This is a genomic window from Nocardia sp. NPDC059240 (assembly GCF_042753865.1).
Classification (GTDB): domain Bacteria; phylum Actinomycetota; class Actinomycetes; order Mycobacteriales; family Mycobacteriaceae; genus Nocardia.
This window is the reverse complement of the sequence record NZ_JBHZAC010000005.1, coordinates 249,371-275,669: the sequence shown is the minus strand read 5'-3', so window position 1 is coordinate 275,669 and position 26,299 is coordinate 249,371. Positions and strand designations below refer to the sequence as shown.

General features: G+C 67.6%; 23 protein-coding genes and 3 riboswitches. Of the genes, 11 read left to right on the top strand and 12 right to left on the bottom strand.

Features of this window, described 5'->3' with window-relative positions:
- Positions 1–19: 19 nt before the first annotated feature.
- Positions 20–616 (bottom strand): hypothetical protein, encoded by a 597-nt coding sequence (locus tag ACFXHA_RS20010; protein ID WP_379358768.1) that lies wholly within the window; start codon positions 614–616, stop codon positions 20–22.
- A 337-nt stretch (positions 617–953) separates the two neighbouring features.
- Between ACFXHA_RS20010 and ACFXHA_RS20005 the strand changes: the two genes are divergently transcribed.
- Positions 954–2,630 (top strand): NTF2-like N-terminal transpeptidase domain-containing protein, encoded by a 1,677-nt coding sequence (locus ACFXHA_RS20005; protein ID WP_379358766.1) that lies wholly within the window; start codon positions 954–956, stop codon positions 2,628–2,630.
- A gap of 6 nt (positions 2,631–2,636) precedes the next feature.
- Here ACFXHA_RS20005 and ACFXHA_RS20000 read toward each other — a convergent pair whose 3' ends face one another.
- The 4 genes from ACFXHA_RS20000 to sigJ form a co-directional block, all read right to left on the bottom strand.
- Positions 2,637–3,023 carry a DUF3054 domain-containing protein gene (locus ACFXHA_RS20000; RefSeq protein ID WP_379358764.1) on the bottom strand — a complete coding sequence of 129 codons (387 nt, stop codon included), beginning with the start codon at positions 3,021–3,023 and terminating at the stop codon, positions 2,637–2,639.
- 71 nt (positions 3,024–3,094) lie between these two features.
- Positions 3,095–4,231, bottom strand: coding sequence for a YbhN family protein (locus ACFXHA_RS19995; protein ID WP_379358763.1), 1,137 nt, complete (start codon positions 4,229–4,231; stop codon positions 3,095–3,097).
- Positions 4,232–4,235: 4 nt separating this feature from the next.
- The gene (locus ACFXHA_RS19990; RefSeq protein WP_379359599.1) at positions 4,236–5,753 is read right to left on the bottom strand and encodes an adenylate/guanylate cyclase domain-containing protein; all 1,518 of its coding nucleotides are present in this window, start codon (positions 5,751–5,753) and stop codon (positions 4,236–4,238) included.
- A 55-nt stretch (positions 5,754–5,808) separates the two neighbouring features.
- The gene (sigJ, locus tag ACFXHA_RS19985) at positions 5,809–6,699 is read right to left on the bottom strand and encodes an RNA polymerase sigma factor SigJ (protein WP_379358761.1); all 891 of its coding nucleotides are present in this window, start codon (positions 6,697–6,699) and stop codon (positions 5,809–5,811) included.
- Positions 6,700–6,820: 121 nt separating this feature from the next.
- Between sigJ and ACFXHA_RS19980 the strand changes: the two genes are divergently transcribed.
- Positions 6,821–7,171 (top strand): NADPH-dependent FMN reductase, encoded by a 351-nt coding sequence (locus tag ACFXHA_RS19980; protein WP_379358759.1) that lies wholly within the window; start codon positions 6,821–6,823, stop codon positions 7,169–7,171.
- A 21-nt stretch (positions 7,172–7,192) separates the two neighbouring features.
- Here the strand turns inward: ACFXHA_RS19980 and ACFXHA_RS19975 are convergent, their stop codons facing one another.
- The 3 genes from ACFXHA_RS19975 to ACFXHA_RS19965 all read right to left on the bottom strand — a co-directional run bounded on the left by ACFXHA_RS19975 (position 7,193) and on the right by ACFXHA_RS19965 (position 10,435).
- Positions 7,193–8,932 carry an NRAMP family divalent metal transporter gene (locus ACFXHA_RS19975; protein WP_379358757.1) on the bottom strand — a complete coding sequence of 580 codons (1,740 nt, stop codon included), beginning with the start codon at positions 8,930–8,932 and terminating at the stop codon, positions 7,193–7,195.
- Positions 8,933–8,987: 55 nt separating this feature from the next.
- Positions 8,988–9,170 (bottom strand): hypothetical protein, encoded by a 183-nt coding sequence (locus ACFXHA_RS19970; protein WP_379358755.1) that lies wholly within the window; start codon positions 9,168–9,170, stop codon positions 8,988–8,990.
- Positions 9,171–9,452: 282 nt separating this feature from the next.
- A riboswitch (M-box (ykoK) riboswitch) is annotated at positions 9,453–9,624 on the bottom strand.
- Between the two features lie 106 nt (positions 9,625–9,730).
- On the bottom strand, positions 9,731–10,435 hold the full coding sequence (locus ACFXHA_RS19965) for a hypothetical protein (RefSeq protein ID WP_379358753.1): 705 nt from the start codon (positions 10,433–10,435) through the stop codon (positions 9,731–9,733).
- Between the two features lie 294 nt (positions 10,436–10,729).
- Positions 10,730–10,901, bottom strand: a riboswitch (M-box (ykoK) riboswitch).
- Positions 10,902–11,084: 183 nt separating this feature from the next.
- Between ACFXHA_RS19965 and ACFXHA_RS19960 the strand changes: the two genes are divergently transcribed.
- Both ACFXHA_RS19960 and ACFXHA_RS19955 read left to right on the top strand, forming a co-directional pair.
- Positions 11,085–12,419 carry a magnesium transporter MgtE N-terminal domain-containing protein gene (locus ACFXHA_RS19960; RefSeq protein ID WP_379358751.1) on the top strand — a complete coding sequence of 445 codons (1,335 nt, stop codon included), beginning with the start codon at positions 11,085–11,087 and terminating at the stop codon, positions 12,417–12,419.
- A 101-nt stretch (positions 12,420–12,520) separates the two neighbouring features.
- A complete protein-coding gene (locus tag ACFXHA_RS19955; RefSeq protein WP_379359597.1) occupies positions 12,521–14,116 on the top strand; it encodes an Nramp family divalent metal transporter in 1,596 nt (531 codons plus the stop codon).
- 12 nt (positions 14,117–14,128) lie between these two features.
- Here ACFXHA_RS19955 and ACFXHA_RS19950 read toward each other — a convergent pair whose 3' ends face one another.
- Entirely contained in the window at positions 14,129–15,499 is a 1,371-nt protein-coding gene (locus ACFXHA_RS19950) for a stealth conserved region 3 domain-containing protein (protein ID WP_379358749.1), read from the bottom strand.
- Between the two features lie 76 nt (positions 15,500–15,575).
- A riboswitch (M-box (ykoK) riboswitch) is annotated at positions 15,576–15,754 on the bottom strand.
- 251 nt (positions 15,755–16,005) lie between these two features.
- On the opposite strand from ACFXHA_RS19950, the gene ACFXHA_RS19945 reads away from it, so the two are divergent.
- Positions 16,006–16,917, top strand: a complete 912-nt coding sequence (locus tag ACFXHA_RS19945) for a hypothetical protein (protein WP_379358747.1) — start codon at positions 16,006–16,008, stop codon at positions 16,915–16,917.
- Between the two features lie 10 nt (positions 16,918–16,927).
- On the opposite strand, the gene ACFXHA_RS19940 is transcribed toward ACFXHA_RS19945, so the two are convergent.
- Positions 16,928–18,541, bottom strand: a complete 1,614-nt coding sequence (locus ACFXHA_RS19940) for an FUSC family protein (RefSeq protein ID WP_379358745.1) — start codon at positions 18,539–18,541, stop codon at positions 16,928–16,930.
- Positions 18,542–18,587: 46 nt separating this feature from the next.
- Positions 18,588–19,469, bottom strand: coding sequence for an NmrA/HSCARG family protein (locus ACFXHA_RS19935; RefSeq protein WP_379358743.1), 882 nt, complete (start codon positions 19,467–19,469; stop codon positions 18,588–18,590).
- Positions 19,470–19,572: 103 nt separating this feature from the next.
- Here ACFXHA_RS19935 and ACFXHA_RS19930 point away from each other — a divergent pair, with 103 nt between their 5' ends.
- On the top strand, positions 19,573–20,040 hold the full coding sequence (locus ACFXHA_RS19930; protein ID WP_379358741.1) for a MarR family winged helix-turn-helix transcriptional regulator: 468 nt from the start codon (positions 19,573–19,575) through the stop codon (positions 20,038–20,040).
- Here the strand turns inward: ACFXHA_RS19930 and ACFXHA_RS19925 are convergent.
- Positions 20,027–21,313, bottom strand: coding sequence for a family 1 glycosylhydrolase (locus ACFXHA_RS19925; RefSeq protein WP_379358739.1), 1,287 nt, complete (start codon positions 21,311–21,313; stop codon positions 20,027–20,029). The two genes, ACFXHA_RS19930 and ACFXHA_RS19925, sit on opposite strands and share 14 nt — an antisense overlap.
- A 189-nt stretch (positions 21,314–21,502) precedes the next feature.
- Here ACFXHA_RS19925 and ACFXHA_RS19920 point away from each other — a divergent pair, with 189 nt between their 5' ends.
- The 5 genes from ACFXHA_RS19920 to ACFXHA_RS19900 all read left to right on the top strand — a co-directional run bounded on the left by ACFXHA_RS19920 (position 21,503) and on the right by ACFXHA_RS19900 (position 26,266).
- Complete coding sequence (locus ACFXHA_RS19920) at positions 21,503–22,783, top strand: AI-2E family transporter (RefSeq protein ID WP_379358737.1); 1,281 nt, start codon at positions 21,503–21,505, stop codon at positions 22,781–22,783.
- On the top strand, positions 22,716–23,957 hold the full coding sequence (macS, locus tag ACFXHA_RS19915; protein ID WP_379359595.1) for a MacS family sensor histidine kinase: 1,242 nt from the start codon (positions 22,716–22,718) through the stop codon (positions 23,955–23,957). Before ACFXHA_RS19920 ends, macS begins: the two co-directional genes overlap by 68 nt.
- Positions 23,958–23,985: 28 nt before the next feature.
- Positions 23,986–24,648, top strand: a complete 663-nt coding sequence (locus ACFXHA_RS19910; protein WP_379358735.1) for a response regulator — start codon at positions 23,986–23,988, stop codon at positions 24,646–24,648.
- 110 nt (positions 24,649–24,758) lie between these two features.
- Positions 24,759–25,406 carry a DUF1707 domain-containing protein gene (locus ACFXHA_RS19905; protein WP_379359593.1) on the top strand — a complete coding sequence of 216 codons (648 nt, stop codon included), beginning with the start codon at positions 24,759–24,761 and terminating at the stop codon, positions 25,404–25,406.
- A gap of 44 nt (positions 25,407–25,450) precedes the next feature.
- A complete protein-coding gene (locus tag ACFXHA_RS19900; RefSeq protein WP_379358733.1) occupies positions 25,451–26,266 on the top strand; it encodes an alpha/beta fold hydrolase in 816 nt (271 codons plus the stop codon).
- Positions 26,267–26,299 lie beyond the last annotated feature (33 nt).

Below are 26,299 nucleotides of genomic sequence, written 5' to 3'. Positions count from 1 at the left end.
CTACGGTCCGGGGCGGGTCCTACAGGCCGGTCGGTCCCTCGGAGCGCAGGTCGTCGACTTTGCTCATGGCCGAGCGCAATTCCTCGAGCCACGCCTCGGCGTGCTTGCCAGCCAGCTTGACCGTCCAGGCCAGCGCGTCGGAGCGGGAGCGCGCGACACCGGCGTCGACGAGGGTGTCGAGCACCTTGCGCTCGGGCTGGCGCAGCCGGGTCATCACCGGAATGGCCAGGTGGGTGAACATGATTCGCTCACCGTCGACCGTGATTCCCCAGGCCACATTGCGGCCGTAACGGGCCTGTGCCTCCTGGGCGATCTGCATGCGAGCGGGGCGGGTGGTCTCCCGGAAGCGGGCGATGACGCCCTCTCGGGTGGCCTGCGGGACGCCGGCCGGGGGCGCGTCCTGGGGGGCGGCGTCGGCGGGTTCGGCTGCGGGGAGGGGGAGTTCACCGACCACGACGATCTCGTCGCGATCGATTTCGAGGGTTGCGGGACCGGTGAACCAGTCGGCTGGCAAACGACCAGCGAACCAGTCGGCGGCGTCCGAGGCGTCGGGAAGGTCGGCTTGCTGCCAGCCTCCGGTGCGCCCGAAACCGGGTCCGCGATGTCCGTGTCTCATCTTGGTCACTCTCACTTACTGCATGGAGTTGTAATGCTGATTACAACGTTACGTCGAATCAGCCGCCGTGGGTTCCGCTCTGGGAGAACGGGGTTCGCGGGCTCGCGCCGGAAGGCTGTGAACAGCTGTCACCAGTGAGAACCGAACGGTCTCCCGAGTCTCGAATACGCCAGGGCTGTAACCGACCGGTGATCATGTAAGTGGTCACTGCCGAACGATTTCGGCACTATGGTGGTGCTCAGAACAAGCACGCCTGGTGGAAAGGTGGAGCCGCGGGCGATAGGCGCGCGGTACCGTGGACCTGTTGCTGTTGTGGCCAGAGTGAAGAGTGGGCGATATGGATGTGTGGGGATCCCGCCGCTTCCGGGTACGGGGTGCGATCGCACTCGCGGGTGTGGCAGCCGTCGCTATCGCGATGGGGTCATGTGGAGTTCGGGAGCGATCGTCGGGTGCCGAGGCGGTGGTCGATCGGTTCACCACGCTGATCGACAAGAAGGACTATGACGGGGCGTCGCGACTGACTTCCTACCCGGCCGGGGCTTCGGCAACGCTGAAGCAAGTTTTCGAGGGCCTCGATCCGGGCAAGCCCGACTACCACGTCACCCAGTTCATCGGACTGGACGGTACGACTGGTCTCTTCTCCATGACCGGCGCCTGGAACTTCGGCGACAAGCGCGACTGGAAATACGACCTCAACGGCACCGTGCGCAAACTCAGTGTGGGCTGGCGCATCTCGTGGGACCCGGCCCTGGTCATGCCGCAGCTGGACGCCAAGCGCAGCGCCAAACTGGTGCGCACCTCCGCCCAGCCCTCGCCCAAGGTGAACGACATCGTCGGGCAGCCGCTGATGACCGAGCAGACCATCAACGTCATCAAACTCGACCCGACCAAGATCACCGACCCGGTCGCCTCCACCAACGCGCTCGGCGCCGCCATCGCCCCGGTGGCCCCGCTCATCGACGGACCGGCACTGCTGCAACAGCTCTCGGCCGCACAGGGCAAGCCCATCGTCGCGGTCAACCTGCGCGACGGCGACTTCAACATCCTGCAACCGCGCATGGCCCCGATCCCGGGCGTGGTGATGGAGAAGCAGCCCAAGCTGATCGCCGCCGACCGCCGCATCTGGTCGCCGCTGCTCGACGCGTTCGGCAAGGTGTGGACCGACAATCGGGACGCGCACTCCGGCTGGGGAGTTCAGCTCTTCGAACCCGACGGCAGCTTCGTCACCCAGCTCGCCGGGGAACAGGTCCCGCCCGGACCCGACATCCCCGCCACCATGGACCAGCGGCTGCAGCGCGCCGCCGAGGACGCGGTGGTGAGCACCGGATCGCCCACCTCGATCGTGGCCATCCAGCCCTCGAGTGGCGCGATCGTCGCGGCCGCGCAGAACAGTCAGGCCAGCGAGCGCGGCAATATCGCCTTCACCGGGCTCTACCCGGTCGGCGGCATGATCGAACTGTTCAAGAACGTCGCCGCGGTCACCAAGAACAAAGCGCCGCAGGATGTTTCGGTCGGCGATGCCGCGGACGCGGCCAGCCTGCTCGGCATCGGCATCGACTTCAAGGTGCCCGGCCTGGAGGAGACCACCGGTCGCCTGCCCACCGGCAAGAACGCCGCCGAGAATGTCGGGCGGGGTAATGCGGCGGACTCGCTGCTGGCCAGCCCCTGGGGCATGGCCATCGCGGCGGCCGCCATCGCCAACGGCCAGGTGCCCAAGCCGATGATCACCATCGGTCAGCCCGCCACCACCGAGGCCGATCTGCCCGCGCTGCCCGGCGGCGCCACCGACCGGCTGCGCGCCATGCTGCACGACGGGGTCGGCGCGCCGGAAATGGCCGCCCTCAACCGGTATCGCGACGTGCAGGCCTTCGGCGCCACCACCGGCAACAGCGCCTGGCTCATCGCCACCATGGGTGACCTGGCCTTCGCCATCCACATCGACGATCCCGACAGCGGCGATCTCACCGCCCGCGTGGCCGCGCGACTGCTGCAGTCGCTGGCCTCACCGGACTAGCGACGGTCAGCGGGCGCGCAGGATCTGAACCGCTGCGCGCCAGCCGATCAGGAACAGGGCCAGGAAGGTCGCGGCCACCAGGACGAAGCTGAACGCGACCCCCTGGCCCGACACGGCCCGCAGCAGCATGCCGCCGATCAGCGTGCTCAGCCACAGGATCACCCCGGTCGGCCACCAGGCGCGGCCGTCGAAACGCCGTGCCGCGCTGACCCCCTCGCGGCCCGACGCCACCGCGACGGCGATCACCCAGCCCAGCACCAGCCCGGTGCCGAACGGCCAGAAGGTACGCAGCAGGCCGACACCCAGCGTGGCCTCGTCATGACTGCGCCGCCCGAGTACGCAGAAGAACACCACGAGCACGACATCCACGGCGAACGGCACCAGTTTCCTCACGGGCCACAGGGTATCGGGCGGCGTCGGCGCGTCTCTGCAGGGACACTGCACCCTGACCCGTCACCCCCGGTTCAGGTCGCGGTGCCTTCCGGGGGGTTTTGCCTGCGGCGGTCGGTGACCAGCGAATTGCCGCGTTCCTCGAACTCCTTCTCCAGCTCCGCGTCATCGGCCTGCGGCTTACGGAACAGGAACAGGAAGACGATCCAGCCCACGATCGCCACCAGCACGAAACTGATCAGGCGGTAGAGGAAGGCCGCGGCCACGGCCTGCGAGGCGGGTAGACCGGCCGCCACGGTCAGCGAATAGATGAGCGTGGCATCCACATAGACGATGCCGCCCGGGGCCAACGGGATGGTGCCCACGGCCTTGCCGGCCGCGAACGCCAGCATGAGCGCTGCCCAGCGCGGGTCCGCACCCACCGCGTAGCAGGCGAAACCCAGGCACGCGACGTCGGCGAGCCGATGCACCAACGCCCACACCGCGACCCACGCGCCGTCGCGCTTGTTCAGGTCCACCGACTCCAGCTGCGAGAGGATCTCGCCGACCTTCTCCACCCCCGCGTCGGCGGGCCGATGGCGAATCCGGTTCACCCCGTGCAGGATTCGGCGCAACAGCGCCTCCACCCCGCCGGGGTGCCGGGACACGTAGTTGACGGCCCCGATCAGCAGGGCGATGGTGCCCAGCGTCAGGATCACCTTGAGCGGTCCGACCCGATCTCCCGACAGCACCGTGCCGAACAGGCCCAGCAGGGCCAGCCCGCCCGCCGCCACCGCGCCCGACATCACCAGCTGCCAGGACGCCAGGATCGGGCTCGCCCCCCAGCGTCGGGTCTGCCGGTAGGTGAAGGCGGCCGAGAACACCTGGCCCGCGGGCAGGGTCAGCGACATGCCGGTCGCGCCGTACACCACCGCCACGGACTTGCGCTGGCTCACCTCCACGCCACCCGCGTGCATCAGCTGTTTCTGGATGCGGCCGAATCCGCTCATGGAAAACGCCGCCATGAAGATGCAGGCGGCGACCCAGCCCCAATGGACTTCGGTGAGGTTCTTCCAGGATTCGTGCAGGCGCGGATATAGATATATGCCCTCGGAAATCAGCAGCCCCACCAGCGCGGTGCCGAGAACCCATTTGGCCCACCAGAACCTGCCACGGTGCGGGTTATTCGCGGGCGGCGCAGGTTCGCCGGCCAGGTCACCATGGGCCGTCACGCTCTCACCCTAACGAACTAGCTGTCGCCTCGTCTGCATCAGTCTGTTCGGCGCTTTCCGACGGCCAGGCGAGGCGGGTTTTCCGGCGGCGGCCGCGCAGTTGCACCTCTTCACCGGTCTGCCAATGCCGCTGCTCGTTCTCGTCGGCGAAAAACAGTGCGCTCGACGAGGTCAGGACGCGTCCGGGACGGTCCTTGGCGAGTTCGGTGAGCCGCGACGCCTCGTTCACCGGATCACCGATCACGGTGTATTCGAAGCGATTCGCGCCGCCGATATTCCCGGCCACCGCCAGGCCCGCCGAAACACCGATGCCGATATCCAGCCCGACCACCTCGCGCAGGGCTTCGCGCAGCTCACGGGCGGCGGCCAGGGCCGCGGTCGGGGCGTCCGGACGGTCCAGCGGCGCACCGAAGATGGCCAGCGCGGCATCGCCCATGAATTTATTGATAAGTCCGTGGTGGCGGTCGATGACATCCACGACAACGCGGAAGAACTCGTTGAGCAGGCTGACCACTTCGGTCGGCGGACGTTCCGCGGCGGTCGCGGTGGAACCGACCATATCCACGAACAAGACCGCTACGAATCGGGTTTCACCACCGAGTTCGGTGCCGTACTCGAGCGCCCGGAGCGCGACCTCCTCGCCCACGTGCCGGCCGAACAATTCCTGCAGTTCCCGCCGTTTCGCGGCCTCGCCCATCATGCGGTTGAAGCCAACCTGCAGCAGTCCGATTTCCGAACCGTCGAAAACCTCCACCTGCACATCCCGCGCGCCTTCCTGCACGCGGTCGATGGCCTGGCTGAGCTGACGGATCGGATCGGAAATGGAAGAACCCGTGAGCATGGAAAGCGCCAGCGCCTGCATGATCACCACACCACACAACAGCAGAATCGAGACGGCCAGCGACTGTGCGGAAAACTGGACGCGAGAAGAAATCTGGGTGACGCACAAAAGCACGATGGCGATGGTCGGAGCGAAGGTTCCCATACCCCAGGTCATCGCCATCCGGGTGCCGACACCGGCCGTCAGGGTGTGGTCGAAAGCGCCCGTGGTCAGGGCTTCCGCCGCGACCGGCCGCAGAATTCGCTCGCCCAGCATGTAGGTGAAGCCGAAAACGATGGTGGCGGCCATACATTCGGTGACGATCACCGCCGCCGCCATCTCCGGCGTTCGCACGATGATCAGCGACGCCAGCACGCCACCCAGGATCAGCCACAGCACCAGGTGCACGATCGACTGCCGCAACGGGGCGTGCAGCGCCGCCATCTGTTCCTGCCGCGACGGCGGCCCACCCCGCACCTGCCAGCGCATCACCGGCCGCAGCATCAGCGCCGACGCCGTCACACTCAGAAACCCGCCCACCAGCAACACGACCGTCGGAATCAACAGCCCCGTCTGCCGCGTCGCGCTGTTCCCGCTCGCCGGAACCGGCAGTCCGTACTGAATGAAGGCCCACACCAGGACAGCACCGAACGCGTTGGCCGCGAGCATGGAAGCTAGATACAGCGGCCAGCGAGTCCTCATGGTCTGTTTGACCGCTTGAAGGGGCGCTGCTGACACGATCACCAATCTAGCTGGTTCAGCCGGTGGTCCAGAGGCGGAGCTTCTCGGGGTTGCGCGTCACCCAGATGCGGGTGACGCGGTTGTCGGCGATATCGAACGCGAACACCGAGATGATGGTGCCGTTGTGGTCGGCGACCAGGCCGGGTTGGCCGTTCACGGTGCGCTCGATCAGGGTGACCTCGGGGCCGCGGGCGACGATCTCGACCCAGGCGTGGGCGATGTGGGCGCCGCCGATGATCGGATCGAGGAAGGCGAGGGCGCGGCCGCCGCTGTCCGCGGTCGCGATCGCGGTCGGGTCGAGCAGGCCGATGAGGGCCGTCAGATCGCTTGTCTCCCAAGCGCGCTTGAAGTCCCGGATCACTTCGGCGCGCTCGGCGGTGGACGGGCTGCGCGAGGTGTCGACGCGGCGGCGGGCGCTGGAGGCGAGCTGGCGGCAGGCGGCGGGGGTGCGGCCGACGATCTCGGCGATCTCGGCGAAGGGGTAGCGGTAGACGTCGTGCAGGACGAAGGCCACCCGTTCGGCGGGCGTCATGGAGTCCAGGACGACCAGGAACGCCATGCTGATCGACTCGTCGAGGGTGACCCGGTCGGCGGGATCGGTGGACGTCCCGGCACCGAACCTTTCGGCGGCGCTGGGCACGGGCTCCGGAATCCATTCGCCCACATACTGTTCCCGTCTGGCGCGCGCCGAGCCGAGCAGATCCAGGCAGATGCGGCCGGCGACCGTCGTCAACCACGCGCCGGGCTTGTCCACTGCGTCGCGCTGCTGTTCGGACAGCGCGTACCAGCGCGCGTAGGTCTCCTGCACCACGTCCTCGGCCTCGCTCAGCGAGCCGAGCAGCCGGTAGGCGAGGTTGATCAGCTGACGGCGTTCGCTGATCACCGCGCGCAACTGCGGATCGGTCATGGTGTCCGACTCCTTCGGTCGATGCCTCTTCATACAACCCGACGAAACAGCGACTCGAGTTGTCAGACCTGACATCCCGTTCGGCTGTCTCGTCGGTAGGGGATAGCGATTCGACGGCTTCGTGCTGGTGACTCCGGAGTACAACGGCGGTTACCCCGGGGTCCTGAAGAACGCCCTCGACCACGTCTTCGCCGAATGGGTCGACAAGGCAGTCGGATTCGTCTCCTACGGCGTGAACGGCGGCGCTCGCGCGGTGGCCCAGTTGCGTGGCGTCTGCAGCACCCTCGGCATGGCAGACGTCGGCTACCAGGTCACCATCTCGGTGCTCACCGATTTCGAGCACGACGCCACCTTCGTCCCCGGTGACCGGAACACCGACGCGCTGCACAAGACCCTGGATCAGGTCATCGCCTGGACCACCGCGCTCGCACCCCTGCGGGCCACCGCCGAAACCACCCTCGTCAACTCCTGAGGAGCCGATCAAGGCGATGGCTCACCCCGTGATCTGCTGGAAGATCTTCACGCCGACCAGGGCTACCGCGATGAGCAGGTAACCACGCAGGGCGAGCATGCCCGCCATGCGTCCGGAGGAGAACGCGGGACGCTCGAGGGTGTCCAGGGCCGGGGTGCGGAAGCTTTCCCGGTCGGCCTCGAGGATGGCCTTGCGCTCGGCCTTCGTGAGCGGGGTCGAGTCGAGTTCCTCGACCTGGTCGGGATCGAGGCCGCCCAGCTCGGCCGCGGTGCGCTCGGTGTCCTTACGATCGGACCTCTTGTGCGCGAGCGCAATTGCCACACCACCGAGGACGCCCACCAGTGCACCCGTGCCGAATCCGATTTCGAGCGTCTTGGTGGACAGGTCGTGGAAGAAGGTCGCCGCGGTCAGCGCCAGCGACAGCAGCACCAGCGACCACACGATGATTCCGGCAATGATGTTCTGGCGCACCGTGTTCACCCACGGACCCAGCACCGCCTTGTCATTGCACAGCAACACCAGGAACACCGTGGCCGACGGCAGCAGCACACCGGCCAGCGCCTGCACGCCCTGGGTCAGCAGACCCAGCACGTGATCCGGGCTGAACGACACCGCCGCGGCCACGGCCAGCAGGGCGGCGTAACCGGCGTAGAACACCGGGGCTTCGGTGATCTTCCAGTGCAGCGAGTGCCGCTTGCCGAGCGTGTCGCCGAGGGCATACGTGGTGGCCAGGCCGACGGCGTTGGCGCCGATGAGCGAGGCGTCCAGCAGCAGGATCGCGAACAGCGCGCCGACCGTCTGGCCCATGTTGTCGTGCAGGGCCTGTGCGACCGCGCCCGCGTCGGTGAAGTTGCCGACCGCGTCGGTGCCCGCGAGACCGAACGCCGCGGCGGCCATGATGGCCACGGCGCCGGTCATCACGACGGCGATGCCGATCCACAGGTCGATACGCTCGAACTTGATCCAGCGCGGGGTGATCCGCTTGTCGACGATGTTGGACTGTTGGAAGAACAGCTGCCAGGGCGCGACCGTAGTGCCCACGATCGAGACGATGAGCAGCAGCAGCGTCGAGTCCAGTCCCCCCGGGAAGGACGGAATCAGCCCGTGCGCACTGTCTTTCACGCTCGGATGCACCATGAACGCGAGCGGGAACAGCACGATGTTCACGGCGATGAGCGCGAAAAGGAAACGCTCCCAACGGCGGAACGAGCCACCGGCGACCACGCCGAACAGCAATACCGCGGCCAAGGGCACCGAGATACCCTTGGGCAGCCCGAAGTAGTTGAGCGCCAAGGACACACCGATGAACTCGGTGACGATGGTCAGGGCATTGACGATGAACAGGTCACCGACACTGAAAGCGCCCCAGAACTTTCCGAACCGGGAGAAGATCAGGCGAGCGTGCCCGACCCCGGCGACCGCGCCGAGCCGGACCACCATCTCCTGGTTGACGTAGAGCACCGGAATCAGCAGCACCAGCGTCCAGACCAGGGCCATGCCGTAGTTCTGCCCGGCCTGGGCGTAGGTGGCGACGCCACCGGCGTCGTTGTCGCCGACCATGACGATGAGACCCGGCCCCATGATGGCCAGCAGCATGCGGAAACGCTGCCAACGGGTGCGGCCCTCGGAGGTGTCGTGCTGACCGACCCGGCCCAGCGCGCCGACGATGTCGCCGACGTGCGCGCTGTCCATGACGGCACCCGGGTTCGGGCTGTCCGCGACGGTGGAATGACGGCTGTCGCCGTTGGAGAAAAAGGCCATGACCGTTTCTCCCTCTCTGAATCTTTCGCAGTACTGCGTATCGGCGATGGACCCGCTACCAGTGGTAGGGGTGGCCGCCCAGCGAGGCGGTGTAGAGGGCGGCCCTGGGACGGGCCGCCGCCATGTAGTGGCGTTCCTGATCGGTCAGCCGGGCCCTGGTACGGAGCCGGCGGACGAGATTGATCAGGGACACCGGCATCGAGATGGTGTCGCGGTGCGGGAATGCGATGACGGCCATGACTTGCTCCTCGGCGTGAAGCCAACTGCCGCAAGCGTTTCCGGGCATGCCGAAGACACGCCGAAGTCACCCCCGACGGGGTGGGAACTTCGAACTGGATCGGTCAGGAGTTCGGAAGGCCGCAGCAAGCTGGGAACGAAATGAGTTCTCGAAGCGGACTCGGATAAGGATCGTCGTCGTTCATGTTTTCGTCCCTCACCTCCTTGCTGCCGAGACGCACGCGGGCGCCGATACGGTTGGGCCAGTACGCAAGGGGTGGATGCCGCACCGAAAAACGGTGGGCGAGCACCCCTCTCGTCAGAGCTTCGGCACTGCACGACGTATCCCGCGACGCGGGAAGCCACCTGGGGTTACCCCTTAATCCGGGGAAACCTGTCCTGAGCCTGGGCGTCTCTCGACGTCGTCGGATCAGTGGCCTGTGTTCGTACAGGAGCCTCGCCTAGCGAGGTGCTGACTGAAGAAGTGTGAACCCCGCGCAAGCCGCAAGTCAAGGGCTGTCGATCGCATCTTTACGGAATCCGATTGCGCCGGTGCGAGTTTCACCGGCGCAATCGGACCGATCACGCGACCGGAGCGGCGGCCGGGGCCGGGGTGGAGTCCGGCGCGGCCAGGCGCTGGGCCAGGCCGATACCGACCGCGATGGCGGCGGGCACACCGGTGAACACCAGACCGGCCGCGGCACCCAGCGGGATACCGATGGCCGCACCGGCGACACAGCCCGCGATGCCGGTCGGCACCGACATGACCACGACACCGGCGATGGCTCCGCCCGCGGCGCCGATGGCACAGCCCGCGACGCCACCGACCAGGGTGCCGACCATGGTGCCCATGGAGGTGACGATGCCGAACTGGTTGACCGCGGCGGAGAAGGCGGCGTCCTGATCGGCCTGGTTGGCGATGTCCTTGACCACCGGAGCCGGGAGCGCCGGGGCCGGGGTGACGGCGGCCGGGTCCAGGTTCGGGGTGAGAGTGGCGGTATTGCCGTCGATCCGGGCGGCGATCGGGTGCGCGCCGGCATTGTCGAGCCAGCTCAGCGGGAACTGGGTGACCAGGCCGCCGGTGGTGTCACGGACCTGGAATTGGCCGTCCTGGGTGGTCAGCGAGCCCAGATCGGTGGTGAGCACGACGGACTTGTCGACCACCTGGGTGGTCCAGTGGATACCGGGATTCGCCTGTGCCGGATCGGCTTTGGCGTCCTGTGCGTTGCAGGCCACGACGCCGAGAGCGGTAGCGGCGGCCAGGGTGTAAGCGGTGAGCTTCCTCATCGAGATAAAACCTTCGAAATTCAGTGGGACGATGAATTCGAATGGGGGTGAAATGGCCAGCACGAATTACACGGCCGCGCAGCGGACAGCATGCGGTCGCGTAAAAGGGGTTTCGTGAATTGTCAGGCTCGTGTGGCGTGTTTCCACCCGCAAACGAGTGCGGGGAACAAGAGACTGGGATGCGGACTATCGCCGGATGGCACTGTTGTTCCTCACCTCCTTGCGGCCGGGGCGCACGGGGGCGCCAGCACGTGTGCACACGAGGAGTCCACCCAGGTAGAAGACCGAATCGGGTGGGCACCTCTCTCGTCAGAGCTTCGGCACTACGCGACGTATCCCATTGCCTGGGAAGCCACTTGGGGTGACCCCTTAATCCGGGGAAACCTGTCCTGAGCCTGGGCGTCTCTCGACGTCGTCGGATCAGTGGCCTTTGTTCACGCAGGAGCCTCGCCTAGCGAGGTGCTGTATTACGGGGCACAGCTTGGCACCAATGAGTTTGATAAGTCAATTCAGACATTTGCCGATGGGGGTGTTTCGTTGGTCTGTTCGATACCCTCCGTTGAGCCAGAATTCGAGTATTGGCACCGGCCACGGTGCAGGGTGAGGCTGTAGTCGCCGGTTCGCCGGGGACGCCGAGACAGGAGTGCTTATGACCGAAGCCACACCGCAGCCGATACCGGATTCGGCCGCGACCCTCCATCTGTCGCAGTTGCTCAAGTCTCCCGTGATCGCCGGATCCGGCGAATCCATCGGCCGCGTAGACGATTTGATCGTGCGGCTGACCGGTGGCGACGCCTATCCGGCGATCACCGGCGTGGTCGTCGGCGTCGGCGGGCGTCAGGTGTTCGTCTCGGCCGATCGCATCCGCGAGTTCGGCGCCGATCGGATCGTGCTGTCGGTCAACAAGGTCGACCTGCGCTCCTTCGAGCGCCGCGACGGCGAGGTGCTGCTGAAGGCGGACATCCTCGGGCATCGCCTCATCGACGTCGCCGCCGCGGAACTGGTGCGCGCCTACGACGTCGAACTCGACCAGACTCCCGAGGGGTGGGTGCTGGCCCGGCTCGACACCCGCCGCCCGGCCCAGTTCTTCGGACTGATCAGATCTTCCGGCGGTCATGCCTCGCGGGATTGGAAGGCGTTCGAACCCCTGATCGGGCACAGCGGGTCGCAGACCGCACGCGGCATCAGCGTTCGTTTGCGCGGCCTCAAGCCCGCCGAGCTCGCCGACCTGCTCGAGGATGCCGACAAGCATGAGCGCGGCGAGATCCTCGACCAGGTGCACGGCGATCCGGAGCTCGAGGCCGACGTGTTCGAGGAGCTGGATTCCGATCAGTCCAGCCGGATCCTGAACTCCATGTCCGACGGCGAGGTCGCGGCCCTGCTCGGGCGCATGCGCGCCGACGACGCGGCCGACTCCATTCTCGAACTCCGCCAGTCGCGTCGCCGCCGGGTACTGGATCTGATGCCGCCCGGGCAGCGCGTCAAGGTCATCACGCTGATGGGCTTCAACCCCGACAGCGCGGGTGGACTCATGAATGTGGATTTTGTCTCCTGCGCACCGAATTCCACCGTGTCGCAGGCATTGTCGATCGTGGCGGCGGCGTCCGCGCTGCAGCCCGAGGCGCTGCTGAAGATGCACGTGGTCGAGGGCGGGCAGCTCGTCGGCGTGGTGTCGGTGATCGCGCTGCTGCAGGCGGACCCGGGGCGCGCGATCTCCGAGATCATGGACGCCGACCCGGTGCGCATCGGCCCCGAGGCCGACCTCACCGACATCGCGCTGCTGATGGCGGATTACAACCTCTACCTGCTACCCGTCGTCGACGACGAGGATCGCGTACTCGGTGTGGTGACCGTCGACGACGTGCTCGAGGACATCATTCCCGAGGACTGGCGACGCCGCGAGCCCGCGCCGCGTCCGGTGCGCGAGCCCGCGCCGGCCGGCAAGACCCCGACACAGCACCCGAACGGCGCGGCACAGCTATGACGAATACACACGAAAACCCGCCGGTGCCACCGGGTCCGGAGCTCCGCAAGCCCGTGGATACGGCTTCGACCCGATCCCCCGGTGTGAATCGTCAGTCCGCCGTGCTGGATTCGGCGCACGTGGGTGATATCGAAGGCGCGTTCGGCAAGATCAAGCTCGGCGATACCGAGCATTCGCGCACCTTCAAGACCCGAATGGCGACGCTGCTCGCGATCGTCGGCCCCGGCCTGATCGTCATGGTCGGCGACAATGACGCCGGTGGCGTGGCCACCTACGCGCAGGCCGGGCAGAACTACGGTTACAGCCTGTTGTGGGTGCTGCTGTTGCTGATCCCCGTGCTGATCGTGAACCAGGAGATGGTGGTTCGGCTCGGCGCGGTCACCGGTGTCGGCCACGCCCGGCTCATCAACGAGCGCTTCGGTCGAGGCTGGGGCTGGTTCTCCGTCGGTGACCTGTTCGTCCTGAACTTTCTCACCATCGTCACCGAGTTCATCGGTGTCAGCCTGGCGGCGGAGTACTTCGGCATCTCCAAGTACATCGTGGTTCCGACCGCCGCGGTGGCGCTGGTGGTCATCATGGCCTCGGGCAGCTTCCGCCGGTGGGAGCGCGCGATGTTCGTGTTCATCGCCATCACCCTGCTGCAGATTCCGTTGCTCTTGCTGTCGCACCCCGATTGGGGCCGTGCGGCAAAGGCTTTCGTGGTGCCCGGCATCTCGGGCGGTATCAGTTCCGATGCCGTGCTGTTGATCATCGCGATCGTCGGCACCACGGTCGCGCCCTGGCAGCTGTTCTTCCAGCAGTCCAATATCGTCGACAAGCGCATCACGCCGCGGTTCATCGGGTACGAGCGCGTCGACACCACCCTCGGTGCGTTCGTCGTCGTGCTCGGCGCGACCGCGCTGGTGATGACCGCCGACTACGCGGCTCGCGCCAACGACGCGGTCGGGAAATTCGACGACGCGGGCGGCATCGCGCACCTGCTGGGAAATCTCGGCCACGGACTCGGATCGATCTTCGCGATCGTGCTGCTGGACGCCTCGATCATCGGCGCGGCGGCGGTCACGCTGGCCACCAGCTACGCCTTCGGTGACGTCTTCGGCATCAAACACTCACTGCACCGCGGCTTCAAGGACGCCAAACAGTTCTACCTCTCCTACATCGCCATGGTGGCGTTGGCAGCGGTCATCGTGCTGATTCCCGGTGCGCCCCTGGGGCTTATCACCACGGCCGTGCAGGCCCTGGCCGGACTACTGCTGCCGAGCGCGAGCGTGTTCCTGCTGCTGCTGTGCAACGACCCGCAGGTGCTGGGACCGTGGGTGAACAAGACCTGGCTCAATATCGTGGCCGGGGTCATCGTCGCCGTCCTGCTGCTGCTGTCGGGCATCCTGATGGCCACCACGCTGTTCCCGGATCTGGATGTGGTCAGCACTTCCGAATACCTGGCCGCCGCACTGGCCGTGCTCGCGGTGGTGACGGTCGGGGTACTGCGCTATCTGCAACGGCGCGCCCCGGCTCCCGCCCCGGCCCCCGTGTTCGACCGGTCCGAGAAGGAACATTGGCGGATGCCGCCCCTGGCCCTGCTCGAACCGGTCACCTGGTCGGCCGGTACCAAACTCGGGATGCTGGCGTTGCGTGGCTACCTCGTGATCGGCGCGATCCTGTTGGTGGTCAAGGCGGTACAGCTCGGTCGAGGCTGACCGCCCACCCGGCTACGCGGCGAAGGTGCCGGACTCCGCCGCCGTGTCGATCAGCTCGGCGGCGGTGCGCTCCCAGGGTGCGGGGCGGGGGAAGTAGTGCTCCAGGAAGCACCGCACCCGCGACGTGCGGTGGGATTCCTCCACCTCGGGGAAGCTGCTGTCGTTGAGGCAGAAGAAGTCCGCGTCGCGGCGCACCGACAGGATGCCGAGCTGATCGAGCCCGTCGAAGGTCGTGGTGTCGACGTAGCGCACCCACGCGGTTTCGTGCCGTACCGCGCGACCGGTCAGCAGGGCGTAGTAGTGGAAGAGCGAGTTCGTCACCGAGATATCGGTGCTGGAGCGGAACGGGCTGGCCTGTGTCCGGGCGAAATCCGCGGGGAACTCCCGCTCCATCTCCAGCAGCACGCTGCGGCGCAGCGGGGTCGGCGCGTGTTCGAGGTGGCGGGTGATCACCTGCCCGAATCGATCCTGCAGCAGTTTCCGGTTCACGCGAGCCCCGTTCTCGAATCCGCTGCGCTGCTCGGTGTTCGGCCCGGTGCCGATGCGCAGATCGGATTCGACGAAGCGGCTGATGCCACCGGAGGTGAAGAACATCTCCGGCGACACGGGACGCCCGAAGAACATGTCGTCGTTGGCGTAGATGAAGTGCTCGCTCAACCCCGGAATGTGTTGCAGCTGTGACTCGATCGCGTGCGAGTTGAAGGTCGGCAGGCTGCTCGGATCCGAAAAGTGTTCTGCCGCACGAACAATCGTCACCTTCGGATCGTCGGCGAGCCAGCGCGGCGGCGTCGAATCGGTGGCGATGAAGATGCGGCGCACCCACGGCGCGTATTCGTGCACGGATCGCAGCGCGAAGCGCAGCTCATCGATCTGTCGGGTGCGCGCCGGTGCGGCGTCGCCCTCGCCGAAAGCGACGCCGACCGCGGCCGCGGTGCGTCGCGCGGCCAGCGCCGGGTCATTGCCGTCGACCCAGGAGAACACGAGGTCGATGGGGAATCCGATATCGCCGGCGTGCGGCTCGAACATCCCCTCGGGCGACACCCAGTCGCAGCCGAACCGCCGGATCGTGGACAGTTCCAGGTCGGCGGCGGGAAAACTGGTGCGGGTCAAGGCATTCGGGCGTGGACAACGCACTTCCTCGGGGCCGAAATCCCAGTACTCGATCGTGATGGCGCCCGGGCCGCCGTCGACGCGCAGCAGCGGCGCCACCAGTCCCCGGAACTGCTCGCCCAGCGCGAGCGCAGGGGTGCCGTCCGCGGTCCTGATCAGCAGGAAACGGATATTGTTCGCCAGCAGGACACCGCGGGTGAGCAGCAGATTCTCCACCGGGGTCCGCTCGGTGCCGCCTCCGGCCACCGGAACGCAGGTCATCAGGTTCTTCATTCGTACACCTACCTAGGGACTGGACAGGTCTCAGTGAACGCACGAAGGAGTGTTTGCGCGAAAGCCCATGTGCCGCGCGCAACCCCACACGTTGAGCTTCGGCACTGAACGACGTATCCCGACCGGAAATTCGGCGGGAAGCCACTTGGGATCAACCCTTAAGCCGGGAAGATCTGTCCTGATCTTGGGCGTCTCTCGACGTCGTGAGATCAGTGGCCTGTGTTCGAAAAGGAGCCTCACCTAACGAGGTGCACCACAAACTATAGCCACATCGGCAGTAGGCGCGCCGGTAAGGGCGGTCACACGGATTGACTTCCAATACATGTGATGTCAAGCTACTGCCCAATTCAGTCGGGTGACTTCCCGGACAACGGGAAATGTCATGCAGTGCCGCAGCCCTGATCTGAGGGGCTAGCGAAACAACGAATTCCGATGCGACCTGCGTAGTCGGCAGGCCGCGAATTCGTGCACCACAAATCCCGACTCGAAGCACGAAAGCAATACTCATGCGCATCCATACCGCCGGCGCGATCGCGCGCCCCACCAGCGCATTTCGGCCGTGGCGGCTGAGTGTCGCGGCGGGCCTGCTCGCCTTCGTCGCCGCGCAGGCCGCGCCCCTCGCGGCGTCGGCCGCGCCTGCGAGTCCCGCGTGGCCCGCGGTTCCGGCCACGTTGCCACCCGCGGAACTGGCCCGGCAGATGCAGTCCGCGATCCAGGACGCCTCTCCCGGTACCGAAGTCGGCATCGATGTCATCGACACCGGTACCGGCAGTGTGGTCGCGGCCCTCGGCGCCGATCAGTCGTTCTACACCGCATCCGTGGTCAAATTGCTGATCGCGCTCGATGCCCTGCACGGCCAAGGCCCGCAAGCGAATTCAGCCGACCCCGCCCGGCTGGAACGCATGCTCGCGACCAGTGACGACGACATCGCCGACGAGCTGTGGTGTACGGGCGGCGGCACCGACATCGTGAGCCGCATGATCGACCGGATCGGTCTCACCGGTACCCAACTGCCGGAGGACTCCTCGGAATGGGGCGAAACCCGCACCACCCCGGCGGATGTCGTCGCCATCTACCACTACCTCACCACCGCGGTCCCGGAACCGGACCGCCAGGTCATCCTGAACGGCCTGCTCCACAGCACCCGAATCGCCGCCGACGGCACCGACCAGTCCTTCGGCATCCCCACCGTCTTTCCCGGTGTCCCCACCGCGGTCAAACAGGGGTGGATGATGATGAACGCCTCCACGACCATGAACACCACCGGCCTCGTGGCGGCCGCTCCCAACCAGCCCCTGCGCTACCTGGTGGTCGTCCTCACCACTCAACCCGCCGGAATCAGCTGGAGCGCAGCCGGTTCCGCCGTCACCGCCGGTCTCACCGTGCTGCGCACGGCGCCATCCACCACGGTCGCCTAGCGCCCGGTGTTCACGGCAGGTCCGGCATTCGCTCGTCGATGCCGGTGAGCAGGTGGCCGGGCGGGGTGTGCCAGCAGGCGATCAGCAGGGCGACACCGTGGCGTTCACGACGCAGGTATTCGTCCCGATGGGTGCGAGTCCAGGCCGGCTCGGTGCGAGCGGCGACGGTGATGGCGACCGCGGCGCCGGCGAGTTCGTATTGCAGATCGCGGCGCAGGCGCATGGCGCGCGGGTTGTCGGGTGGGGTATCGCGCAGCAGTGCAAGCAGTTTCGCCGAGGCGGCAGAGACGCGACCCTGCATCCACAGCATGCCGCGACGATGCGCGCGCGGAGCGATCAGCCAGAGCGCCGCGATGGCGAGCGCCGCGCCGATCGCAGTCTCGAGCAGGCGATCGCGCAGCAGCGGGGTGAGGTCGCCGGTGAGATCACCGCGCACGCCGACCAGCAGTGCGGCGGGAGTGATGAACGCGGCGGCGAGCGCGTAGTTCCCGGCGGCCAGGAAGTCGATGAGAAACAGCAGCACGGTGAGCACGACGATGACCCAGAATCCGCTGGGAGACAGTCGGATCAGGCCGCCGAGCACGCCGATGCCGAGTACGGTGCCCGCCAATCGGTGCAGCGCCCGGATGGTCCCGTCCGCACGTGCGGGCGCACCACCGAGGACGAGCGCGACCGTCAGGATCGCCCAATCGGGCCGGTCCAGCGGCAGCGCGGTGCACAGCACGGCCGCCAGCGTCGCCGCGACGACGAGTCGTGCGGTGGTGATCGTCGCCCTCGAGTGCGGTGACCAGGTCCGGGCGAGGAGGTAGCCGGGCCCGGGTCGCGACAGCGGGATCGCGGTGTCGTTGGGGAGGAAATCGGGGTTCACGACTCCCGCGAACCGGCGATTGGCGGCGAGTAAGGCCGTCACGAGTGGATCCTCGGGTATCGCGACGGTGCCCGCGTCGTGCAGGGCGGCCCAGGCCGCGACGAGTGCCGCGGTGGCTTCCTGCCGATCGGCCACGGCCGGTCGTTCGAGAGACCGGTCGATCGCGGCGATGGCGGCGGCGACCGCGTCTTGCTGCGGCTTGTTCGGATGCCACAACCACCCGGACATGGAGACGACCATCGAGCCGGCCACTCCGGCCGCGGGCCAGCCGAGCACAGTCGCCAGTGCCGCACCCGATTTCACACCGCTGAATCCGACATCGCAGAGCATCACCGCGAACGCGCCCATCGGCGGCGTAAGCATCAGGGAGTGTCCGACAAAGGTGGCGACCGCGGCGACCACCACCAGCATGACCAGCAATGCGGCGGTGCTCTCCTGTGTACTGCGCGCGACCCCCGCGCCCAGCCCCACCCAGGTCAGGAACAGCGCTCCGAGTGCCGACAGTTCGACCCAGCGGACCCGATAGGGCCGGTTCTCCCCGTACATGGCGAGGAAGGCCCCGAACATGATTCCCAGCGCCTGACTGCCCTGCCCCACGGCTTGCGCGATCGACGCCGGCACCGCGAAGGCCGCGGCGAAGCGCAGCGCGCTCGCCCACCGGGAGCCCAGGCCGGACACTCCGAAGAGCCGGTGTGTCAGCCGCGGCGGGGGCGCGGAAATCCGATCGAGATCGTCCGCGGAATCCGACTGGGACACGCGCTCATTCAACTACACGGGCGCCGGATCTCGGCGCATGCGGGAGTCAGTGGGCGGCGGGTGCGGCCGGCAGGAGGGCGGGCCAGTCCTGGCGGGCGGCCCAGTCGGCGAAGGAGGTCCAGGCGACGGCGGGGTAGTCACGGCGCAGGCCGGGGACGTCGACGTCGAGGCCCACCGTCGTGAAGTAGTCGAACATCGCGGCCAGGTCTGCCGAGCGGCTGCGGACGTATTCGAGCGGAACCCGGTGGTGCGCAATCGGAATGGTGAGGGCTTCGGTGAGGGCGGCGGCGATCTGCGCCGGGGTCAGTTCGTCGGCGGCGATGTCGATGCGGCGGCCGAAGAATTCGTCGCGGCGGTCGAGGGTGTGGGCGGCGAAGGCGCCGATGTCCTCGGGGCAGATGAGGGTGAAGGACCGGTCGGACGGCATGGGCCAGGAGAAGGTGCCGGTGCGCAGGCCGTCGAGGGTCCAGCCGGTGGTGTAGTTGTTCATGAAGGCGGCGGGTCCGATGACGGTCCACGCCACGCCCGAGGCCATCAGGTACTGCTCGATGGCGAACTTGCTGTCGTAGTGCGGGACACCGGTGTTGCGGTCGGCGTGCGCGACCGAGGTGAAGACGATGTGGCCGATGCGGGTGGCGGTCGCGGCGTCGATGAGGGTCCGGCCGTGGCGGGTCTCGACGGAGGTGTCGGTGTCGAACGGGGTGGTGACCGCGAACAGTGAGTCGGCGCCGGACAGTGCGGCATCGAGGGATTCGCGATTGTCGAAGTCGGCGTAGTGCACCTGCGCGCCGAGTTCGCGCAGGGCGACGGCGGCCGGGGAGTCCGGGAAGCGGGTGAGGGCGCGGACCTGGTGGCCCAGGGTGAGCAGGGCGCGGGCGGTGGCGCCGCCCTGGGCGCCGGTGGCGCCGGTGACCGCGATGGTGAGCACGAGGGTTCTCCTTGTAGAATCTGCTGTGTGGCGCATTAACTGCGCCACGCAGCAATCTAATCGGAATCGCTGCGCCGCGCAGCTAATTGGGAGTGTGATCTGGATGACATCCGAGCGTCGGCGCGCGCTGTTCGAGGAAGTGTCGAACGAATCGCGGCGGTACATGGCGGCATACACGCTGTTCAACCAGGCCCTCGCCGACCGGCTCGGCCTGCACCCCACCGATGTGCAGGCGCTGAGCCTGCTGACCGCCGAGCCCGAGGCGCTCACGGTGAAGCAGATCGCCGACCTGACGGGGCTGACGACCGGCTCCGCCACCCGCCTGGTCGACCGGCTCGAGCGCGGTGGCTACGTCACCCGCGTGCCCGACACGCACGACCGTCGCCGCGTCCTGGTCGCCCCGGTCCCCGAACGGCTCGCCCACATCGCCGCGGTCTGGGACGAACTCGGCGTCGGCTGGCGGGCCATGCTCGGCGAGCACACCGACGCCGAGCTGGAAGTGATCCTCGGCCACCTGCGAAAAGCTCAGCAGCTCAGTCGAACCCAGATCGAACAGCTCAGGGGGCGGTGACCGGGGCGACGCAGCTGGCTGGTGGATCGATCAGCTCGCAGGCGGCGGGCGGGCGGGCCGGCAGGTAGTCGGCCGCCACCCCGTCCTGCGCGATGATGTCCCGGTAGGTGTCGACCGCGTCGGTGGGGATGCGATTCAGGTCCGGGTCGGTGCGGACATTCACCGTGTACAGACCGAATCGCGGTGTGTAGGAAGCCCATTCGTAGTTGTCGGTCAGGCTCCAGTAGTTGTATCCGATCACGTCCATGCCGTCGGCCTTCGCCCGCTGCAACCAGTAGACGGTGTCGCGCAGATGCTGCGAGCGGGTGTATCCGTCCGCGCGTGGTTGCCCGTTCTCGGTGGGCATGCCGTTCTCCACGATCCACAGCGGTTTGCCGGGGAACATCTGCGAATAGTGTTGCAGCGCAAAGTAGATACCCTCGGGATGGACCGGCAGCTCCCACATGCCGCCCGAGCCGCCGGGCGGTCCGTCACCGAAGTAGTAGTCGATGCCGATGAAGTCCAGCCTGGCCCCGATCAGTGCCATCAGCGGCCCGTTGACCTGCGACTCCGCCCCCGCGACGTACCCGACATTGCTGGTCACCAACGCGTTCGGCTGCACCTGATGGATGTAGTCGTAGATAGCGTTGTGCGCCTGCGCCACCCGATTCAGCATCTGATCGGCGTCGGTCCCGTTCAGCTGCACCTCGTGCACGATGTAGGCGACCGGCTCGTTGATCGTCACCCAGATCGGATCGCGTCCCGCGAAATGGTCGACGACCTTGCGCATATTGGTGAGCCAGTCCGTCACCATGCCGGGATTGCCCCAGCCGCCCCGATCCGCCTCCCAGCCCGGATACACCCAGTGATCCAGTGTCAGCATGGGCCGCATACCGGCCGCCACGATCGCCGCCACCACGTCGTCGTAATAGGCGAAGGCGGCCGGATCCCACACCCCCGGTTGCGGTTCCAGTCGCGCCCATTCCACCCCGATCCGAAAAACCTTGACGCCGAGGTTCTTCGCCAAGGCGATATCGGACCGGAACCGGTCCCGGAAATCGACGGAATCCCCGAGCCGGTCCCAGCCGGGATTGGCCTCGATGTAACGGCTCCAATTGCTGTCCGGTGACTGGCCTTCGGATTGAAACCCGGATTCCGCCACACCCCAGAGAAAGTCGTCACCGAGTACACCGGTGTGCGCTTCCGGCGCGGTGCGGCCCGCACCCGGGACCAGCAGCAGGGTGGCGGCCATAACGAGCCCGGCCGCGACGAGACAGCGAAATCGAGTGCGCATCAGCACTTCCCCAGGACCAGTACTCGAAATGAGTGAACGCGGTTACTTACTCCTGGATAGCTGCGATTGGTCTCGGAAATGTGCCAGGCAGATAGTGGTTTGGCACAGCCCGTCCGGGGATGCGTCTCACACCGCATTCGGGGAACTGGTTCCGGCGGATTACCGATACCACCCAGTAGGCTCGCCTACGTGAGTGAGGTGCGGGCGACGTCCAGCAGATCCGGCGAGTCCGGTGGCCTACGCCGCCGCGACGGGGAGGCCGTGCACCCGATCGTGCGGCAGACGGCGGAGTGGTGCTGGCGGCTGCTGATCATCTTCGCGGCGGTACTGGCCTTCGCCTACCTGGCGCGCAAGCTGTCCACGGTCACCATTCCGATGTCCATCGCACTGCTCGGGGCCGCGCTGATGGCGCCGCTGGTCAATTGGATGCAGCGGTTCGGGGTGCCCCGCGCGCTCGGCGTGTTCGTGGCGCTGGTCGGGTCGCTCGGACTGCTCGCCGGGATCATGACCTTCGTCATCGAACAGTTCGTCACCGGTGTGCCGCAGCTGTCCGGCGAATTCACCACCTCCGTGCACCAGGTGCAGGACTGGCTGATCAACGGGCCGCTGCACCTGAGCAACGATCAGATCCGCAATGCGGGCGACACCATCGTCAAGACCATCGAGTCCAACAAGGACGCGCTCACCAACGGGGCGCTCACCACCGCGACCGTGATCGGCGAATTCTTCACCGGCGCCTTCCTGACCCTGTTCATCCTGATCTTCTTCCTCTATGGCGGGGACCAGATCTGGACGTTCGTCACCCGCATCATCCCGACCGCACACCGTGACCGCGTGCGGGTGGCCGGGAAGCTGGGTTTCGGCACCCTGACCGGATTCGTCCGCGCCACCGTGCTGGTGGCGCTGGTCGACGCCATCGGCATCGGTTCGGGCCTGGCGATCCTCAGTGTGCCGCTGGCGCTTCCGCTGGCCTCGCTGGTGTTCATCGGCGCGTTCATCCCGATCATCGGCTCGTTCATCGCCGGATCGGTGGCGGTCTTCATCGCGCTCATGACCAAGGGCCTGGTCACCGCGCTCATCGTGCTGGGCATCACCATCGCGGTCATGCAGCTGGAAGGCCATGTGCTGCAACCGCTGCTGATGGGCCGCGCGGTGCGCATCCATCCGCTGGCCGTGGTGCTGGCCATCGCCGCCGGCATCGTGCTGGCCGGCCTGGCCGGTGGTCTGCTCGCGGTGCCGCTGGTGGCGGTGCTCAATACCGCCATCCGCTCGCTGCTGGCCGATTCGCCCGAGGAGGCGTACCAGGAGTTGCACACCGGCGACCCGCACGACGGCATCTTCCATGCCGACCCGGACGATCCCGACGCGATCCTGCCCGTCTCGGCGATCACGGGCGAGGACGATCACCGGCCGACCAAGTCACCCGGCGGCACGAAGTCACCCGGCGGCACCGGTGACGCGGGCGACTGATCCGGATCCGGATTGGGCCGCGTCCGCACCGCTGTGGCGGGCGGTGCAGGCCTTCCGGCTGGTCACCCTGCTGTACGCGGTGGGCCAGCAGATCGCGTCGGTGTCCTACTACAGCAACCAACGACTGAGCTGGTTCTACATCGCGATCATGGTGGTGTGGTCGGGGATCTCCGCGGTGCTGTTGTCGCAGTGGCGGATTCGTCATCACCCGCGGGTGCGGACCGCGGTGGTGGTCGGCGACCACGTGGTGGTCATCGCCCTGATCTTCGCCACCCGGACCATCGCCTCCTACGACTGGTACCACCATCATCAGACCCTGCCCACCACCCTCTGGGCGGCGAACGCCGTGGTCTCCGCCGCCATCCTGTGGGGTCCGCTGGGCGGCGTCTGCTCGGGCCTGCTCGTCTCCGCGGCCGTCATCACCGCCCGCGCCCAATGGGATTTCGACGTCTGGCGCGACGCCACCCTGCCCGTGCTGATCTCGGTGGGCCTGGCTCTCGGTCTGGCCTCCAATACCGCCCGCCGCGCGCACGCGCAGTTGCAGCGCGCGGTCCGGCTCACCGCCGCCACCCAGGAGCGGGAACGCCTGGCCCGCGAGGTGCACGACGGGGTGCTGCAGGTGCTCAGCTACATCAAGCGCCGCGGCAATGAGATCGGCGGTCCGACAGTCGAATTGGCGCAACGGGCCGGTGAGCAGGAGGTGGCGCTGCGGGTGCTCATCTCCGAACAGGGCGTGCGCGCCGACGACGGCGGCGCCGAGGAGGACCTGCGCCCGCTGCTGACCGCCCAGGCCACCCCCTCGGTCTTCGTCTCCACCCCGGGCGATCCGGTGCCGCTGGGGCATTGGGCGGCCCGCGAACTGGCCGCCGCCGTGGCCGCCGCCCTCGCCAATGTGGTGCAGCACGCGGGTCCGGGCGCGAAAGCGTATGTGCTGCTGGAGGATACCGGCGACGAACTGATCGTGAGCGTGCGCGATGACGGCCCCGGCATCCCGCCCGGCCGCCTCGCCGAAGCCGAAGACCAAGGGCGGATGGGGGTTTCGCGCTCCATCGTCGGCCGGGTCGCGGCCCTTGGCGGGACCGCGCAGCTGTTGTTCGAGGCGGCGGCCTGGGACGACGATGAGGAGGGTGCGGGCGCGGAATGGGAGTTCCGGGTGCCCGTGCAGCGTCGATAGGGCGGCCACCAGGAGAACGGAGGAGCGGATGAGCGAATCGGATCGGCGAATCACGGTGATGGTGGTCGACGACCACCCGATCTGGCGCGAGGGCGTGGCCCGCGACCTCGCCGAGGCCGGCTTCGACGTGGTCGCCACCGCCGACGGCGTCCGGGCCGCCGGAGCCCGCGCGGCCGCCGTCCAGCCGGCCGTCGTGCTGATGGACATGCAACTGCCCGACGGCAACGGCGCGGACGCCACCGCCGAGGTGCTGCGGGTCTCGCCGCGCTCCCGGGTCCTGGTGCTCTCGGCTTCGGCCGAACGCGCGGACGTCCTCGACGCCATCAAGGCCGGGGCCACCGGCTACCTGGTCAAAAGCGCGTCCGCCACCGAACTGCTGGATGCCGTGCATTCCACCGCGGCGGGTCAAGCCGTCTTCACACCCGGCCTGGCGGGGTTGGTGCTCGGGGAATTCCGCCGCATCGCCAACACCCCGGAAGACCGCGACGAACCACACCGCCCGGCCCTCACCGACCGCGAGACCGAGATCCTGCGCATGGTGGCGAAGGGCTTGTCCGCCAAGCAGATCGCCACCCGGCTGAGCCTCAGTCACCGCACCGTCGAGAACCACGTGCAGTCCACGCTGCGCAAACTGCAGCTCGGCAATCGCGTGGAGCTGACCCGCTACGCGATCGAGCAGGGCCTCGAATAGGGGGCGTGGATCAGGGATTGCCCTGATGCGGTGGCGCTGCCCGGCTGGCTAACCTCGAAGGCATGGGAGGTCCTGAAGCGGTTTCCGCTCTCGCGACCGGCAACGCCGTGATCGGCGACCGGGATCTACGGGTATCTGATGTCGAACGCGAACATGTCGGCCGGCTGCTGCAGCGCGCGGTGGGTCTGGGCATGCTGTCGCTGGGGGAATTCACCGAGCGCATGGACACCGCGCTCGCGGCGAAGACCCGCGGCGAACTCAATACGGTGCTCGTCGACCTGCCGGGTGTCCGGCTGGTCGGGCAGCCCGCCCCCGCCCCGGCCGCGCCGGGCTGGGTAGCGCCGCAGCCACGGTTCGTGACCGCGCAGCGCATGCCACCGGCCATGCCGGGCAATGTGATTCGCGCCCGCTTTTCCAGTGTGGACCGCAAGGGCCCGTGGCAGGTTCCGCCCTCGATATCGATCAACAACCTTTGCGGCAGCGTGAAACTGGACTTCACCCAGGCCGTGATGACCACCCAGGTCGTCGAGATCCATGTGAACGACACCTGTGGCTCGATCGAGCTGCTGCTGCCGCCCGAGGCCACCGTCGACCTGAACAGCATCGACCTGATGGCCTCCAGCGCCGAGACCAAGGTCCGCACAGGCCCGCCCATCGGCCCGCTGCACATCATCGTGCACGGCACGCTGCGCTTCAGCTCCATCAAGGCCAAGCACCCCTTCGGCACCAACTGGAAGCGCTTCCTCAACGGCGCGTGAAACGGGCCCGGCGGCAGTCTGTTCCGGACGGTAGGGTCAGCCACATGGTGGAAGGCGTCGAGGTTCCGGAGGCAGTGCATCGATCCGGCGGCGGCGAACCGCTGCTCCTGCTGCACGGGGTGCTGCTGACCTGGGAATCCTGGGGTGCCGTCCTCGACGACCTGACCACCGATCACGCCGTGCTCGCGCCCACCTTCCCCGGCCACTGGGGTGGGCCCGAGGCGGCCCGCCCCGCCACCGTCGCCGCTCTGGTCGACTACTGCGAGCGACTGCTCGACGAATCCGGTTGGGACACGGCGCATATCGCGGGCAATTCACTCGGCGGCTGGGTCGCGCTGGAGCTCGCCGCCCGCGGCCGCGCTCGCTCGTGCACCGCCATCGCGCCCGCCGGCCTGTGGCGCACCCCGGCCGCCGCGGATTCCCTGCTGCGCAAGTTCCGCGCCTTCGGCCCGCTCATCGGCTTGGGCCCGAACCGGCAGCCGACCATGCCGAACCTGCTGCGCAGTCTGCTGCTGCCGCTGCTCGCGAATCGGCCCGCCGATGTCCCGAATCCCTTGGCCAAGGCCATGGCCGCGGCCATCACGGAATGTGCCATCGCCGATGACCTGGCCGAAGACCCCAACCTCGCAACGGGTTTCACCCGGTTGGCCGACCTCGAACTGCCCACCACAATCCTCCTGCCCGACAACGACCGCGTCCTCCCGCCGCACGTCTACCGGCCGCTGACCTCGACCACCACGCTCGACGTCCGCTCGCTCCCCGACCTGGGCCACGTCCCGATGCTCGAGGCCCCGGACCTCATCACCACCGAGATCCGCGCCACCATCGCCCGCGCGTCGGCCCCCGCCCACCCCGCCTGACAAGGCCACGGGGATCCGCCGTGGCCGGTCGGG

Bases quoted from the DNA above. Each gene is read 5' to 3' on its own strand.
- ACFXHA_RS20005 (WP_379358766.1), top strand. From the start codon at position 954: ATGGATGTGTGGGGATCCCGCCGCTTCCGGGTACGGGGTGCGATCGCA.
- ACFXHA_RS20010 (WP_379358768.1), bottom strand. From the start codon at position 616: ATGAGACACGGACATCGCGGACCCGGTTTCGGGCGCACCGGAGGCTGG.
- ACFXHA_RS19965 (WP_379358753.1), bottom strand. From the start codon at position 10,435: ATGAGGAAGCTCACCGCTTACACCCTGGCCGCCGCTACCGCTCTCGGC.
- ACFXHA_RS19910 (WP_379358735.1), top strand. From the start codon at position 23,986: ATGAGCGAATCGGATCGGCGAATCACGGTGATGGTGGTCGACGACCAC.
- ACFXHA_RS19950 (WP_379358749.1), bottom strand. From the start codon at position 15,499: ATGAAGAACCTGATGACCTGCGTTCCGGTGGCCGGAGGCGGCACCGAG.
- sigJ (WP_379358761.1), bottom strand. From the start codon at position 6,699: ATGACCGATCCGCAGTTGCGCGCGGTGATCAGCGAACGCCGTCAGCTG.
- ACFXHA_RS19990 (WP_379359599.1), bottom strand. From the start codon at position 5,753: ATGAGGACTCGCTGGCCGCTGTATCTAGCTTCCATGCTCGCGGCCAAC.
- ACFXHA_RS19900 (WP_379358733.1), top strand. From the start codon at position 25,451: ATGGTGGAAGGCGTCGAGGTTCCGGAGGCAGTGCATCGATCCGGCGGC.
- ACFXHA_RS19960 (WP_379358751.1), top strand. From the start codon at position 11,085: ATGACCGAAGCCACACCGCAGCCGATACCGGATTCGGCCGCGACCCTC.
- ACFXHA_RS19975 (WP_379358757.1), bottom strand. From the start codon at position 8,932: ATGGCCTTTTTCTCCAACGGCGACAGCCGTCATTCCACCGTCGCGGAC.
- ACFXHA_RS19930 (WP_379358741.1), top strand. From the start codon at position 19,573: ATGACATCCGAGCGTCGGCGCGCGCTGTTCGAGGAAGTGTCGAACGAA.
- ACFXHA_RS19945 (WP_379358747.1), top strand. From the start codon at position 16,006: ATGCGCATCCATACCGCCGGCGCGATCGCGCGCCCCACCAGCGCATTT.
- ACFXHA_RS19970 (WP_379358755.1), bottom strand. From the start codon at position 9,170: ATGGCCGTCATCGCATTCCCGCACCGCGACACCATCTCGATGCCGGTG.
- ACFXHA_RS19925 (WP_379358739.1), bottom strand. From the start codon at position 21,313: ATGCGCACTCGATTTCGCTGTCTCGTCGCGGCCGGGCTCGTTATGGCC.